This is a genomic window from [Rhizobium] kunmingense, from assembly GCF_977018605.1.
In genome coordinates, this window is record NZ_CDRNXG010000001.1 from 845,821 (window position 1) to 860,019 (window position 14,199).

13 protein-coding genes, 1 tRNA gene and 1 pseudogene are annotated in these 14,199 nt (G+C 64.1%); 9 read left to right on the forward strand and 6 right to left on the reverse strand.

Going from position 1 to position 14,199, the window contains the following annotated elements; translation table 11 throughout:
* The first annotated feature begins 21 nt into the window (after nt 1–21).
* The 3 genes from AC0JZ4_RS04300 (at nt 22) to AC0JZ4_RS04310 (ending at nt 3,188) form a co-directional block, all read left to right on the forward strand.
* Nucleotides 22–651, forward strand: coding sequence for a TetR/AcrR family transcriptional regulator (locus AC0JZ4_RS04300; protein ID WP_471885209.1), 630 nt, complete (start codon nt 22–24; stop codon nt 649–651).
* A gap of 138 nt (nt 652–789) precedes the next feature.
* The gene (locus AC0JZ4_RS04305) at nt 790–1,965 is read left to right on the forward strand and encodes an MFS transporter (protein WP_471887779.1); all 1,176 of its coding nucleotides are present in this window, start codon (nt 790–792) and stop codon (nt 1,963–1,965) included.
* 113 nt (nt 1,966–2,078) lie between these two features.
* A complete protein-coding gene (locus tag AC0JZ4_RS04310; RefSeq protein WP_471885210.1) occupies nt 2,079–3,188 on the forward strand; it encodes an alpha/beta hydrolase family protein in 1,110 nt (369 codons plus the stop codon).
* A gap of 95 nt (nt 3,189–3,283) precedes the next feature.
* Here AC0JZ4_RS04310 and AC0JZ4_RS04315 read toward each other — a convergent pair whose 3' ends face one another.
* Nucleotides 3,284–3,805 (reverse strand): GNAT family N-acetyltransferase, encoded by a 522-nt coding sequence (locus AC0JZ4_RS04315; RefSeq protein ID WP_471885211.1) that lies wholly within the window; start codon nt 3,803–3,805, stop codon nt 3,284–3,286.
* Nucleotides 3,806–4,018: 213 nt separating this feature from the next.
* On the opposite strand from AC0JZ4_RS04315, the gene AC0JZ4_RS04320 reads away from it, so the two are divergent.
* Both AC0JZ4_RS04320 and lepA read left to right on the forward strand, forming a co-directional pair.
* Nucleotides 4,019–5,311, forward strand: coding sequence for an MFS transporter (locus AC0JZ4_RS04320; RefSeq protein WP_471885212.1), 1,293 nt, complete (start codon nt 4,019–4,021; stop codon nt 5,309–5,311).
* 106 nt (nt 5,312–5,417) lie between these two features.
* Nucleotides 5,418–7,241 carry a translation elongation factor 4 gene (lepA, locus tag AC0JZ4_RS04325; protein WP_471885213.1) on the forward strand — a complete coding sequence of 608 codons (1,824 nt, stop codon included), beginning with the start codon at nt 5,418–5,420 and terminating at the stop codon, nt 7,239–7,241.
* 607 nt (nt 7,242–7,848) lie between these two features.
* On the opposite strand, the gene AC0JZ4_RS04330 is transcribed toward lepA, so the two are convergent.
* A complete protein-coding gene (locus AC0JZ4_RS04330; protein ID WP_471885214.1) occupies nt 7,849–8,088 on the reverse strand; it encodes a hypothetical protein in 240 nt (79 codons plus the stop codon).
* A gap of 232 nt (nt 8,089–8,320) precedes the next feature.
* Here AC0JZ4_RS04330 and AC0JZ4_RS04335 point away from each other — a divergent pair, with 232 nt between their 5' ends.
* Nucleotides 8,321–10,132: a methyl-accepting chemotaxis protein gene (locus AC0JZ4_RS04335; RefSeq protein ID WP_471885215.1), complete on the forward strand. Its 1,812-nt coding sequence runs from the start codon at nt 8,321–8,323 to the stop codon at nt 10,130–10,132.
* A 94-nt stretch (nt 10,133–10,226) separates the two neighbouring features.
* Here AC0JZ4_RS04335 and AC0JZ4_RS04340 read toward each other — a convergent pair whose 3' ends face one another.
* Nucleotides 10,227–10,538, reverse strand: a complete 312-nt coding sequence (locus AC0JZ4_RS04340; RefSeq protein ID WP_471885216.1) for a hypothetical protein — start codon at nt 10,536–10,538, stop codon at nt 10,227–10,229.
* A gap of 240 nt (nt 10,539–10,778) precedes the next feature.
* Between AC0JZ4_RS04340 and AC0JZ4_RS04345 the strand changes: the two are divergent.
* From AC0JZ4_RS04345 to AC0JZ4_RS04355, 3 genes and pseudogenes are all read left to right on the forward strand, one after another.
* Nucleotides 10,779–11,561 (forward strand): annotated as a pseudogene (locus AC0JZ4_RS04345) (NAD(P)-dependent oxidoreductase); the annotation flags it as partial.
* Nucleotides 11,562–11,624: 63 nt separating this feature from the next.
* Entirely contained in the window at nt 11,625–11,948 is a 324-nt protein-coding gene (locus AC0JZ4_RS04350) for an Rdx family protein (protein WP_471887780.1), read from the forward strand.
* 92 nt (nt 11,949–12,040) lie between these two features.
* A tRNA-Leu gene (locus AC0JZ4_RS04355) sits at nt 12,041–12,127 on the forward strand.
* Nucleotides 12,128–12,296: 169 nt separating this feature from the next.
* On the opposite strand, the gene AC0JZ4_RS04360 is transcribed toward AC0JZ4_RS04355, so the two are convergent.
* The 3 genes from AC0JZ4_RS04360 to AC0JZ4_RS04370 form a co-directional block, all read right to left on the reverse strand.
* A complete protein-coding gene (locus AC0JZ4_RS04360) occupies nt 12,297–12,656 on the reverse strand; it encodes a hypothetical protein (RefSeq protein WP_471885217.1) in 360 nt (119 codons plus the stop codon).
* Nucleotides 12,657–12,827: 171 nt separating this feature from the next.
* Nucleotides 12,828–13,673 carry a C40 family peptidase gene (locus AC0JZ4_RS04365; protein ID WP_471885218.1) on the reverse strand — a complete coding sequence of 282 codons (846 nt, stop codon included), beginning with the start codon at nt 13,671–13,673 and terminating at the stop codon, nt 12,828–12,830.
* Nucleotides 13,674–13,770: 97 nt separating this feature from the next.
* Nucleotides 13,771–14,118 carry a MarR family transcriptional regulator gene (locus tag AC0JZ4_RS04370; protein WP_471885219.1) on the reverse strand — a complete coding sequence of 116 codons (348 nt, stop codon included), beginning with the start codon at nt 14,116–14,118 and terminating at the stop codon, nt 13,771–13,773.
* Between the last annotated feature and the right edge of the window lie 81 nt (nt 14,119–14,199).

Consider the following 14,199-nt stretch of genomic DNA (forward strand, 5'->3'; position numbering starts at 1 on the left):
TTCCTAATAGGGTCTTCCACGATGCGCACCGATATCGACACAAGCCAGACGGGCCGCAGCGCCGGGCGGCCGCGCGCGTTCGACATCGACGAGGCGCTCGACAAGGCGATCGCCGTGTTCAGCCAGCAGGGTTATCACGGCACATCGATTACCGACCTGGGTGAAGCGATGGGGCTCACGGCCGGAAGCCTCTACAAGGCTTTCAAGGACAAGCGCGCGATCTTCCTCGCCACCTTCGACCGCTACAAGCACGTGCGCAACGCGCTGCTCGATGCGGAACTGGCCAAGGCATCGAGCGGGCGCGACGCCGTCCACCGGATGCTGTCCTTCTATGCCGAGGCCGCCCATGGCGAGGCCGGGCGTCATGGCTGCCTGACGGTCGGAACCGCCGTGGAACTCGCCGTCTACGACGACGAGGCGGCCGCCCGCGTCAGCCGCTCGATGGACCGTTTCGAAGAGACATTCGAGACGCTGATCCTGCGTGGCCAGGAAGACGGCTCCGTCGGCCGCTCCGTCAACGCCAAGGCGACCGCGCGACTGCTCCTGACCCTCGTCCAGGGCCTGCGCGTGCTCGGCAAGACCAGCCCCGACCGGGCCCAGACATTTTGCGTGGTCGAGACGGCGATGACGCTGCTCGACCGCGATCTTTGAAGCATACCACCCGTTAGGACCTGCCCCATGACCACTCCCACCCCCACCCGCTTGATTGAGCCATCGCTCGCCCCCGCTGCGCCATCCTCTGAGACCACCCTATCCGCCACACTCGATGCGCCCGCCAGCCATTCCCACATGAGCGCCGGCCTCGCCTTCGTCATGGCGGCCGCCAGCGGCCTCGTCGTCGCCAACCTCTATTACGCGCAGCCACTTGCCGGTCCGATCGCTCAATCGATCGGCCTGCCGCCGCACCTGACAGGCCTGATCGTGACGCTGACGCAGATCGGCTACGGCCTCGGCCTGCTGTTCATCGTGCCGCTCGGCGATCTCGTCGAAAACCGCCGGCTGATCGTCACCATGATCGGCGCCACCGCAGTCGCGCTCGTCGCCGCCGGCCTGTCGACGGCCGCCATTCCCTTCCTCGTCGCCTCGCTCGCCATCGGGCTTGCCTCCACCGCGGTGCAGATGATCGTACCGTTTGCGGCGGGCCTTGCGCCGGAGGAAAGCCGCGGCCGCGTGGTCGGCAACGTGATGAGCGGACTGATGATCGGCATCATGATGGCGCGGCCGGTCTCAAGCTTCATCACCGGGCTGACCTCATGGCACACGGTCTTCTATCTCTCCGCCATCGTCATGATCGCGCTCTGCTTCATCCTCGCCGCCAAGCTGCCGAAGCGCGCGCCGCGCAAGACGCTTTCCTATGGCCGGCTGATCGCCTCGCTCGGCACGCTTTACGCCACCCAGCCGGTGCTGCGCCGCCGCGGCTTCTACCAGTTCTGCCAGTTTTCAGCCTTCAGCCTGTTCTGGACCGTGACGCCGCTGGTGCTCGCCGGTCCCGCCTTCAATCTCGGCCAGTCGGGCATCGCCCTCTTCGCACTTGTCGGCGTCGCCGGCGCCATCGCCTCGCCGATTGCCGGCCGTCTCGCCGACCGTGATCTCAGCCGGCCGGCCACCGCCTTCGGCATCGCCGCCGTCGGCCTTTCCTTCCTGATCACCCATATCGCCCCGGACGGCTCGACCGCCGCGCTCGTCATTCTCGGCCTTGCCGCAGTCCTGCTCGATTTCGGCGTGTCGATGACGCTCGTCATCAGCCAGCGCGCCATCTATTCGCTCAGCGCCGAGCTGCGCTCGCGTCTCAACGGCCTGTTCATGGCAACCGCCTTTGCCGGCGGCGCGCTCGGCTCGGCCATCGGCGCGTGGGCGTTCGCGGAGGGCGGCTGGATGCTGGCCTCCATCTTCGGCACGGCATTGTCCGCCGTGGCGCTTGCCTACTTCCTCACGGAGCGCAGGCCGCGTCACCAAAAGGCCTGACCGGTTCGTCCGGCCGTACCCCGCCGACAAAACGACCTCGATCGCGTTCGAGGTCGAACATTCCCAGGCTCCCCCTCATGGTCGACCCGTTCTCCAACCCGACGAGGTCGACCATGAGACTGACAGCCATCCCCCTTCCGTTCGCCGCCACGCTCGCAATGTGCTGCGCCGCGACAACCCTCCACGCCGCCGAGCCGGCAATCGCCAACGTTGGCGCCAACCCCGTCGGCGTCGCAAGGATCAGCGTTGTCACGCAGGATTATCCCCGCCCCCTCGCCGTCACCCTCTGGTATCCGTCGAAAGGCGACGGGCAGACGGTCGCTAAGGATTACGAGCGGATCTTCGAGACCGCCGACGCAAAGACCGGCGCCACCATCCGCGACGGGCGTTTTCCGCTAGTGCTGCTGTCGCACGGCTCCGGTTCGCGCACCGACGGCATGGGCTGGATCGCGGCAAAACTGGCGCAGGCCGGATATATCGTCGCCGGCCCAAATCATCCCGGCACGACAAGCGGCGATTCCACGCCTGCCGCCACGCCAAAAATCTGGGAGCGCACGCAGGACATATCGGTGCTGATCACGGCGCTCACCACCACCGGGGGCCGCTGGCAATCGTCGATCGATCCCGGCCGCATCGGCATTCTCGGCTTCTCGCTCGGCGGCACGACCGCCATGGAACTTGCCGGCGCCCGCGCCGATCTTGCCGCCTATATCCGCTACTGCGACGAAAGCCCGGCGATGATGGATTGCCGGTGGTTTTCAGGCGGCAGAGGCTATGCCGGCGGCGAACGGGTCGATGTCGAACCGCTGCACCTCGCCGATGTCGACAAGGCGAAGTTCGAGCAACAGAACCGCGACGCCCGCATCACCGCCGTCGTCGCCGTCGATCCAGGCCTTGCCACGACATTCGATCGCGACAGCCTCAAGGCGATCGGCGTGCCGGTCACGCTGATCAATCTCGGCGGTTCCGGCCATGTGCCGAAAGCCGTGATCGCCGACCAGCTGGCGCGCGACATTCCCGCCGCATCCTACGCGCAGGTCGACGGCGCCGATCACTTCAGCTTCCTGCCGGTGTGCAAGCCCGGCGCCGACGCCTTCCTCAAGTCGGTCGGCGAACAGGATCCGATCTGCGAGGACGCCGCGCGGCCTCGGGCCGAAATCCAGGCGGACCTGTCCAGCCTCATCACGAAGGCCTTCGACCGGACGCTTCAGGCCGCCGACTGACCCGGTGACTGACAGTGACCAAGGATATGCGCAAGGGGGCCGGCCACCGGCCTCCCACCGGCCCCCGACCGGCCACCCGATCCGCCTCGTCGCCATCAGCCGATCCGCTTGTAAAACAGCGTCGTGCCGCAGAGGCCGCCCTGCGGCCAGAGCGCATAATCGGGGATCACGCCGACGCGCTCCCAGCCGAGACGCGGATAGATCGCCTCCGCCTCGCTTCCCGTCGCCGTGTCGAGCACCAGAAGCGTGCGGCCGCGGCTTGCCGCCTCCTTCTCCACCGCCTCGTTCAGCCTGCGCGACAGGCCGAGCCCGCGGGCGCAACGGTGCACGAGAAGCTTCATCAGGTCGCCGCGATGCGGCTGGTTCGGTTTCGACGCCAGACCGATCTGCACCGTGCCGACCACCCGGCCATCGACCTCGGCCACGCCGAGAATGATGCCACCCTTTTCCACTTCGTCGGCAATGCCGTGCCAGTAGCCTGTCGCATCCTGTGGCGCAAACGGCAGCATGAAGCCCAGCGACGCACCGCCATTGATGCAGTCGGACAGGACCTCGCAGAGATCGGGAATGGCGGCACGGGCGGCAGTCGCATCGAGAATGCGGATGGTGGCGGTCACGAAATCGGCCTTTCTTCGGGGATGAAATTCCGCCCAAGCCACACGAAACGATCACGCAAATCAAGCCGTTCCTCGAGCCGTCGATCACCCCATCCATGACAGGCTTGCGAAATTTCATCGCGGTGACGTTTGTGCGATAGCGTAGCGGCCATGCGATAGGCTATGAGGCCGAAGCATGCCGCGGCAGACAAGCGGTTTCCGGAGACATTCACGATGACGACAGAGGCACCGGCTGCTCAGGCACAGGTCAGGGTTTCGCCCCTGTCGATCGCCAGCATCATCATCTCGATGACGATCGCGGCGATCGGCAGCGGCATCATGGCCACCTATGTGCCCTTCGTCCTGACCCAGAACGGCGAAACATGGGCCGCGCGCATGGCCGTGCCGGCGCTCGCCTTCGGCGGCCTGCTGGGCTGCGTGCTGGCCGGCCCGCTGATCCGCCGTGTCGGTCATGCGCGCCTCTTCGCCTGCTCGATGTCGATCGTCATCATCGGCGCCGTCCTCGTCGCTGCCGACCTGCCCGCCGCCTGGTGGATTCTGGCGCGGGCGCTCTATGGCGCGGCGTCGAACGTCAATTTCATCATCGCCCAGAGCTGGCTCAACCACGCTGCCTCCAACGAATGGCGCGGACGGGCCATGTCGTTCTTCTACATGTCCTTCGTTCTGGCGCTCGGCGGCGGCGCATGGCTGTTCGGCCAGGTACCGGCCGACAGCAATCTCGCACCTCTCATCGTCGTCTTCGTCACGGCGCTTTCGATCATCCCGATCGGGCTGACCCGCCTGCCGAACCCGCCGGCGCCGGCCAGTGTCAGCGTCAACGTGAAGATGGCCTGGAAGATTTCTCCGGTCGGCCTCGCCGGGGTTCTGGCCTCCGGCGGACTGTCCATGGTGGTACAGGGGTTCACGCCGATCTATGCGACGCTCAACGGCGTATCGCAGGGAGAAGTGGCGCTCCTGATGTTCGTCATGCAGACCGGGCTTCTGTTCATCCAGTACCCGCTCGGCATGATCTCCGACCGTATCGACCGTCGCGTCATCCTGCTTTTCACCTGCGGACTCATCATCGTTTCGGGCGTCGCCGCCCTGATGGTCTCGTTTACCACCTTCATGCTCCTGATGATCGTTTTCCTCGTCTTCGGCGGCGCCGTCGAAACCGTCTATTCGGTCGCCAACGCGCATGCCAACGACCGCGCCGATCCGGGCGATTTCGTGCCCTTGTCATCGACGCTGCTCGTCGCATGGTCGACGGCCGCCACCATCGTGCCGCTCGTCATCACCTTCCTCGCACCTGTCACCGGCCAGCAGACCTATATCTACGCCATCATCCTGGTCGCCACCGCCTACGGCATCTTCGTCGCCCAGCGCCTGAAGGAACGCGGCCGGGCGCCGGAGGACGAGCGCGAAAGCCACGAGATGCGAAGCGCCCAGATGCCGAATGCGGCGATCATCACCGAACCGGGTGCCGCGATCGCCCAGGCGGAAGCCGCGCAGGCCCGCGAGGGGTAAGCCAGCCAAAAGTTGCCGCCGGTCACAACCGGCAGCGATAACATCCTCAACAAACCCTTATCTTTCCGCTTTGCGGCGGCTTGCGGCGCTGATATATGCGCGAACCATGAGCACCTCGTCCCGCACGCCCCTCGACCATATCCGCAACTTCTCGATCGTGGCGCATATCGACCACGGCAAATCGACACTCGCCGACCGTCTGATCCAGACGACAGGCGGCCTTGCCGAACGCGATATGTCGGAACAGGTCCTCGACAGCATGGATATCGAGCGCGAGCGCGGCATCACCATCAAGGCCCAGACCGTTCGCCTGCATTACAAGGCCAATAACGGCGAAACCTACGTGCTGAACCTCATCGACACGCCCGGCCACGTCGACTTCGCCTACGAAGTCTCGCGTTCGCTGTCGGCCTGCGAAGGTTCGCTGCTCGTCGTCGACGCATCCCAGGGCGTCGAAGCCCAGACGCTCGCCAACGTCTACCAGGCAATCGACAACAACCACGAGATCGTTACCGTTCTCAACAAGATCGACTTGCCCGCCGCCGAGCCGGAGCGGATCAAGGAACAGATCGAGGAAGTGATCGGCATCGACGCCTCCCAGGCCGTGCTGATCTCGGCCAAGACGGGTCTCGGCATTCCCGACGTTCTCGAAGCCATCGTCCATCAGCTGCCGGCGCCGAAAAGCGAAGCCGGCGACAAGGGGCCGCTGAAGGCCCTGCTGGTCGACAGCTGGTACGACACCTATCTCGGCGTCATGGTGCTCGTCCGCATTCTCGACGGCGTGCTTTCGAAGGGCATGACCATCCGCATGATGGGAACCGATGCCAAGTATCAGGTCGAACGCGTCGGCGTGCTGACCCCGAAGATGCTGGCGGTGGACAGCCTCGGTCCGGGCGAGATCGGTTTCTTCACGGGCTCGATCAAGGAAGTGGCCGATACCCGCGTCGGCGATACGATCACCGAAGACAAGAAGCCGACGGCGAAGGCGCTGCCGGGCTTCAAGCCGGCCCAGCCGGTCGTCTTCTGCGGCCTCTTCCCCGTCGATGCCGCCGATTTCGAAGACCTGCGCGCCGCCATGGGCAAGCTGCGCCTCAACGATGCGTCCTTCTCCTTCGAAATGGAGAGTTCCGCAGCGCTCGGCTTCGGTTTCCGCTGCGGCTTCCTCGGCCTCTTGCATCTGGAAATCATCCAGGAGCGCCTGGAGCGCGAATTCAACCTCGACCTCATCGCAACCGCACCTTCGGTCGTCTACCAGATGACGATGAGCGACGGTTCCGAGCGCGAGCTGCACAACCCGGCCGACATGCCGGACGTCGTCAAGATCGCCGAAATCCGCGAACCGTGGATCAAGGCGACGATCCTGACACCCGACGATTATCTCGGCGGCATCCTGAAACTCTGCCAGGACCGTCGCGGCATCCAGACCGAACTGACCTATGTCGGCAAGCGCGCCATGCTCACCTACGAACTGCCGCTCAACGAAGTGGTGTTCGACTTCTACGACCGCCTGAAGTCGATCTCCAAGGGCTATGCCTCGTTCGACTACCATCTGCACGGCTACCGCGAGGGCAACCTCGTGAAGATGTCGATCATGGTCAATGGCGAGCCGGTCGACGCGCTGTCGATGCTGGTCCACCGCTCGGCCGCCGAGAAGCGTGGTCGCGACATGGTGGAGAAGCTGAAGGACCTGATCCCGCGGCACATGTTCAAGATCCCGATCCAGGCCGCCATCGGCGGCAACGTGATCGCCCGCGAAACGATCTCGGCGATGCGCAAGGACGTGACCGCCAAGTGTTATGGCGGCGACGCCACCCGCAAGCGCAAACTTCTGGAAAAGCAGAAGGAAGGCAAGAAGCGCATGCGCCAGTTCGGCAAGGTCGACATCCCGCAGGAGGCGTTCATCGCCGCCCTGAAGATGAAGGACGACTGATCCCCAAAGGCGCCCTCGGGCGCCTTTTTCGTTCGGGACACCGGCACGGCGTACACTTGGCCGCGAGGCGAGGTCGGCGCAGCCACACTCCACGCCCATATCAGGGGCGCCCCCCGGCAAAAACCACCCCAGCTCCGAAAATCTGCACGCCGATTGAACAATATCAATGACTTGCGAGCAGTCTCATCCCCGTGCTTTCAACCTGTGCCTATAATCGCCCCGTTCCGCTTCGGCTACACCGGTCAGCATTGCCGGCGAGGCGGGGCCGGTGATCGCATGGACCGCCCTGATGCAAGCGGAACATGCGGGGCTGCGCAGAAAATGGTCCGCCCCCTCCGCTGAGGGCGTGCGTGTGTCGCACACAAACCGGCTGGCAAAGTCAATAAGCCCAGTCGCTGTAGACGGACCGGAGTTGCGTGGAAAAACACACCGAACGGGGCACGTCGTGTGTCACCTATTAAAATTACATTCGAGGCACCCGACGTGTCCCGGCCGAATTTCGAAAATCTCCCGATCACCAAGGGCGGAGTCCGCCCGGTGACGGCAACGAAGAAGGGAACGGCAACACGGAACCGTCTGCGGGCAATCGGCCGGAGTGTGACCGCCGTCAGTGGCCCGGTCGCGGCAGATCGGACGGCGTGATCCACACGCGCCCATCGAAAGCGAGCTCGCCATGGTCAAGCTTGCGTGATGCGATCGTCTCGATCAGGCCGAGCTTCGAGCGGACATCGCCGATGCGCTCGTCATGCAGGATGCAGACCGCCTGGCGGCTATCTCCACCGTCCATCATGATGATCGTATGATTATGATTTTCAACGATTTTTCCCGGCATCACCACAAGCATCATGCTCTTCCTTTTCGGCTGGGTTAGCGACACGAGGCCACCGCTATATCCTTCTCCGATATGGTTAACGAAAGGTTAATTTCTTTGGCGAGGACTACCAATGCGAGCGCCGCGAACGCCCGACTAAACCAACCGAAATACATGATAATCTGTTGTATTATCTGTATTTTAACGAGGTTACTTTAGTCAGGCGGGGAAATATTGCGGCAACCTAGTTCATCTTCGGGATCTTCACATGCCTTTGTTTCAATCGAACTCGGACAACATTCTGAATGCGCTCGATCTGTCGATGGCGATCATCGAGTTCGATCTCCAGGGCCGCATTCTCAAGGCGAACAGGAATTTCTGCGAGGTGATGGGCTACCGCCCGGAGGAGATCGTCGGCAAGCATCACAGCCTCTTCGTCGACAAGGACCATGCCGTATCGCGCGACTACGCCGCGTTCTGGGCGGAACTGCGCAAAGGTCAGTTCTTTGCCAACGACTACAAGCGGATCGCCAAGGGCGGACGGGAAGTATTCATCCGGGGCAATTACAACCCGATCAAGAACAGCAGCGGCAAGGTGCTGAAGATCGTCAAGTTCGCCAGCGACATCACCGACAGCAAGCTGCATGCGCTCGACAGCAATGCCAAGATCGCCGCGATCTCCCGCGCCCAGGCAACGATCGAATTCAATACCGACGGCACGATCATCGGAGCCAACGAGAATTTCCTCTCAACGCTCGGCTATTCGCTCGGCGAGATCGTCGGGCGGCATCACCGCATGTTCGTCGAGACGGGCTACTCCACCTCACGCGAATATGCCGGCTTCTGGGAACGCCTGCTGTCGGGCGAATTCGTCGCCGGCGAGTTTCCGCGTCTGGGCAAAGGCGGCCGCCGGGTGTTCATCCAGGCCTCCTACAATCCGGTCTTCGACGATGCCGGACGGGTGATCAAGGTCGTCAAGTTCGCCACCGACGTCACCGAACGCGTCGAGAATGTCGAGCGGCTGGCCGGTTGTCTCACCAACATGGCCGAGGGCGATCTCTCCCAGACGATCGACAGGCCGTTCATCACCTCGCTGGAGAGGTTGAGGGTCGACTTCAACACCGCATCCGCCAGGCTGCGCGATGCCATGGCCAATGTCGCCGACAACGCCGAGGCGATCGCGGCAAGCTCGAACGAGATCCGGGTGGCGGCAGACGACCTTTCGCAACGTACCGAACGGCAGGCGGCCTCCGTCGAGCAAACCGCGGCAGCGCTCGAGGAGATCACCACGACGGTCAAGGATTCCAGCCGCCGTGCGGAAGAGTCCGGCGCGCTGGTCAGCCGTGCCAAGACCCAGGCCGAGCATTCCGGCAGGATCGTCGGCGACGCGATCAAGGCGATGGATGCGATCAGCACCTCGTCGCGCGAGATTTCCAACATTATCGGCGTGATCGACGAGATCGCTTTTCAGACCAACCTGCTTGCGCTCAATGCCGGCGTTGAAGCGGCGCGTGCCGGCGAGGCAGGCAAGGGATTTGCCGTTGTCGCCCAGGAGGTGCGCGAACTGGCGCAGCGTTCCGCCTCAGCCGCCAAGGAAATCAAGGCGCTGATCACCGCATCCGGCGGCCATGTGTCGAACGGCGTCGAGCTGGTCAGCAAGACCGGGACAGCGCTGGAGGAGATCGGCAGCCAGGTGCACCGGATCAATGCAGACATTCTGGCGATCGTCGATGGCTCGCGCGAACAGTCGACCGCCCTCGGCGAGATCAACAAGGCGGTCAACGAGGTCGATCAGGGAACGCAACAGAATGCCGCGATGGTCGAGCAGCAGACAGCCGCCAGCCGCAGCCTCGCGCAGGAATCCCAGGCGCTGTTTGCCCTGCTCGAGCAGTTCCACTTCGGCCAGCCACAGAACCGCGCCCAGACGAAAGTCGCCACCGCGATGCCCTCCCCGGCAGTCTCGCGGGTCGAGCCGGTGCGGCGCGGCGCGGTTGCCGTCCAGCCGGCCAGAAAGCCGACCATGCCGCGCTCCGTCGGCGCAACGGCGCTGGCCGTCGACCCGGATTGGGAAGAGTTCTGAGACAGCACGCCATGCGGCGTGCCTAACCTGAAACAGCGAAGGCCGCCCGTTCTGCCACGGGCGGCCTTCGTCAGTTGATGATCGTCGATCGACCTTAGTTATTGGTCGCGCCACCACCCGTAGCCGGGGCTGCCGGAGCGGGCGTTGCCGGGGCAGGCGTTGCGGGTGCCGGGGTGGCCGGGGCCGCAGGCGCTGCCGGAGCCATCTGCTCAGCGGCCGGCGGCGTGGTCGAGGATGTCGTGGTCGGATCGGTCGAGGAACCGCCCATCTGCGACCAGACGAAGGCACCTACGACGACGACTGCGAGAACCGCGATCCAGCCCATCCATGACGATCCGCCACGCGGCGGCTCCGGCGGAGTGCGAAGATCGGGACGATTTGCATTCGGGTTCGGATCATAAGCCATTTCTGTTTCCTCCATTTCCAGACAGTAAAATGCTCGTGAGCGGCGTTTGTTCCATCCCGGTGCAACGGGCCGGTGCCCCGAGCCGGTGCAACGAGCCCGTGCGCCTGAAGCCGACGGCTGCAAAAGGCGCTTGCACCGGACGGCGGATCGGTCGACACCTGACGGGCAGACAAAAGGGAGCCCTCATCCATGACCAAACCGCATATCGGCATCATCGGGCTCGGCCGCATGGGGCGGGCCATGGCGACACGCCTGGAGGCCGAAGGCTTTGCCGTTTCCGGCTGGAACCGCAGCGGCCTTGCCGCAGGTGTCACCGACACGAGCGGCATGACGAGAGCCGAAAGCCTTGGCGACCTCGTTGCCGGGTCGGACCTGATCATCCTGGCGCTTCTCGACGACGCGGCGGTGCATGCGGTCATGACGGCGCTCGAAGGCCTCGAGCTTGGCGGCAAGCTGATCATCGACACGAGCACGGTCAGTCCATTGACGCTGCGCGCCCATCGGGACGTCGTCGAAGGCGTCGGCGGCAGGCTCCTCGATGCGCCGATCTCAGGCGGGCCGGAAACACTGCTGGCCGGCAAGGCGGGTCTTTACATCGGCGGCGAGCGACCGGATTTCGAGCGGTTTCTGCCGGTTGCGGAACGGCTCTCGGACCGCATCCACCATGTCGGGGCGCTCGGCCATGGCGCAACCGCGAAGCTTTTGAACAACATGATGCTGTCGGGCCTGTGGGAAAGCCTGAAGGAAGCGCTGCAACTGGGGGCCAGGGCCGGCCTCGACCGCGCCCGGATGATCGAGGTCCTGTCCGGCAGCCCCGCCGCAAGCCCGGCGATGAAGGGACGCCTGCCGGTCGTTCTGGGCGAAAGCGAGCATGTCGGCTTTCCCGTCTCGGGCGTGGTCAAGGACCTGAGCGTCGTGCGCGATTTCGCCGACCGGATCGACACCGGCATCCCGGCCATGCGAGCCGCGCTGAAAAGCTTCGAAGACGCGGCCGCGGCCGGCCATGCGGATGCCGACCTCGCGGTGATGGTCAGACGCGCCCTCGAGGAGACGACGCCCGCCGCAAGCCACGGCCTCGCCAAACCGATCCCGGAGCGACCGCGCGTGACCATTCTCTACTGCACCCAGTGCAACTGGCTGCTGCGCGCCGGATGGATGGCGCAGGAGCTTCTGCAGACCTTTGGCGATGCGCTCGGCCAGGTCGGGCTCATTCCCGGCACCGGCGGCGCGTTCGAAATCCGCGTCGACGGGATGCTGATCTGGGAACGAAAGCGCGATGGCGGTTTTCCCGGACCGAAGGAACTGAAGCAGAGGGTTCGCGACGTTATCGAGCCGCAGCGCGACCTTGGCCATCTCGACCGGCATCATGCCGCCGCCGAGCCGAAAACAGACGGCGGAACTGGGGGTTAGGCGACGTTTCAAAAACTTTTTTGCCAACTGACACAGAAAGTTCAAAAACCCGGTTGACTTACCCCGCCGGCCCTCGTACATCGCTCTCCGTCGCCCAGATGGCGGAATTGGTAGACGCGCCAGCTTCAGGTGCTGGTATCCGAAAGGATGTGGAGGTTCGAGTCCTCTTCTGGGCACCATTCCCATTGATTATACTTAGTAATTGGCCCGCTTGCGGGCCTTTGCTATTTCTGGACCACAGCAGAAATCAACCGGTTTTCGGGCATGAATTCTGCTGCGGCGGAGGCTGTTTTCAGCCTTGCCCGCCCGCGTCAGATCTACCCTGAAGACAGGTGTTCCGGCGCTTGATTATTTCGGCAGGTGATGCGGGTTGAGGCCGGGGACCCATTGGGTGTTCGGCATGCTGCGGCCGGTATAGGTGGTGCCGTTCGGCGACTGGCAGCGATAGACCTGAACCGGCATGTCATCGAGGATGCTGTGGCGCGAGCGGCCGATGCGTGGCGACGTGTAGCCGACGCCGGTGGTGCAGCGATACTCGTCGCGCTTGACCCGCTCTTCCTGCGGCACGACGCCTGGCAGATCCTTGAAGTAGGTGTTCATCGACCGGCCGAAGGGATCGCCATCGGCGGCAAAGACGACCGAAGGCACTGCCGCCAGAAGGAGAACGAACAGCATCACCGCCGGCAATATCCATGCACCCTTGAGCATCCGTCTTCACTCCGCATTGCTTCGTCGCATCGTTGACACAGAGATAGGGGCTCGATGTGGGCCATGCCATGACGGACAGGCCAACATTCTCGTGATGGGGCGCGTTTGTCGCGACCGCTGTGGCGAAGAGGCCTCAGCCGACACGCCGCGGCGGCCTGATATCACCCGATATCAGAGGATGCGCCGATAGCCGGTCGGCTGTTCGTAGAGCCAGCCGATGCGCTTGACGGCCGCTTCGAAATTTTCGCGGGCGACGGTCATCGTATGGCCGTTGGCATGAAGCAGCGTCTCGGCATCCTCCATGATGCCGACATGGCCTTTCCAGAAGACGAGATCGCCGCGGGTGAGTTCGCCGCGATCGATCGCCTCACCGAAGGAGGCCTGCATGTCGCTGTCGCGCGGGGCGGGTCTGCCGACCATCATCAGCGCCAGCTGGACGAGGCCGGAGCAATCGATGCCGAAGCCGGAGCGGCCGCCCCACAGATAGGGCGTTTCGAGAAGCCTTGCGGCGACCGCGACGTAATCGTCTTCCGCCGTCTGCCCGAGCGGAATGCAATGGGCGGCGATGACCGCCCCTCCCCCTTCCAGCAGAAGATATCCGGTGCCACGGGTTTCCGCCTCGCCGATAACGGTCACGAGGCTGCCCATGGAAAGCGCGCGCAGTGCCGGCTTGCGCAGCTCGGCCTCGGGATAGACGAAGGTGCGCGGGGCGGCGATGCGGTGGGTGGCGGCCAGAGGTGCGCCGATCATCGCTTCCGGAAGATAGCCGACATAACCGTCGGCATCCGCCTGCACCCAAGCAAAACCCTCCGCCCGGTCGAAGACGCGCACGGTCTCGCCGCACAGAAGCTCGGTATCGATGCCGCGCCCGAGATCCGGCAGCGGGCGCAGGGCTGCGACAGGCGTCAGGACGCGGGCCGCATCGCCCTTGACGAAACGGGCAGCCTCGACCCGGCCCTTGAGGGCTTCCGCTGCGAGATCCGGTCGAAAGGCGTTGAGGCGTCTGTCCAGCTGCATGAGCTTGTCCTTGGTCGGCGGGTGGGGTCGGGCTGAATTCGTCATGTCAGGTTTGTCGGGCCAGGTTCGTCAGGCCGGTTTCGTCGGATTAAATTCGTCAGGCAATACGGCCGGCTTCGCGGATGATCAGGTCCCCGAGCTTTTCGAGGTAGAGCGCGCCGCCGACGGTTCTTCTTATCACGACATTGCGGCGATCGCGATCATCGCGTTGGCGTTCCACGAGACCAAGCTCGCCCATCGTATCGAGCGCGCGGGTGATGACCGGTTTGGTGACGCCGAGCATCGCGGCCAGGCCGCGTACCGTATGCGGCGGCGGCACCATGTAGATATGCAGGAGGATCGCCAGCTGGCGTTGCGTCAGATCCGGCGCATCGTTGCGCACCGCTTCGACGAAAACGCTGTGCCAGAGGCCAAGCGCCTGCGTCGCCGTCAGCTCGATCGACATTTTTGAAGCTCCGGGGCCGATGTTTCCTATCGGCCCCGATTTTAGCGGCAAACCGTTACCGGTCTGTTTGCCGGCCGGTTC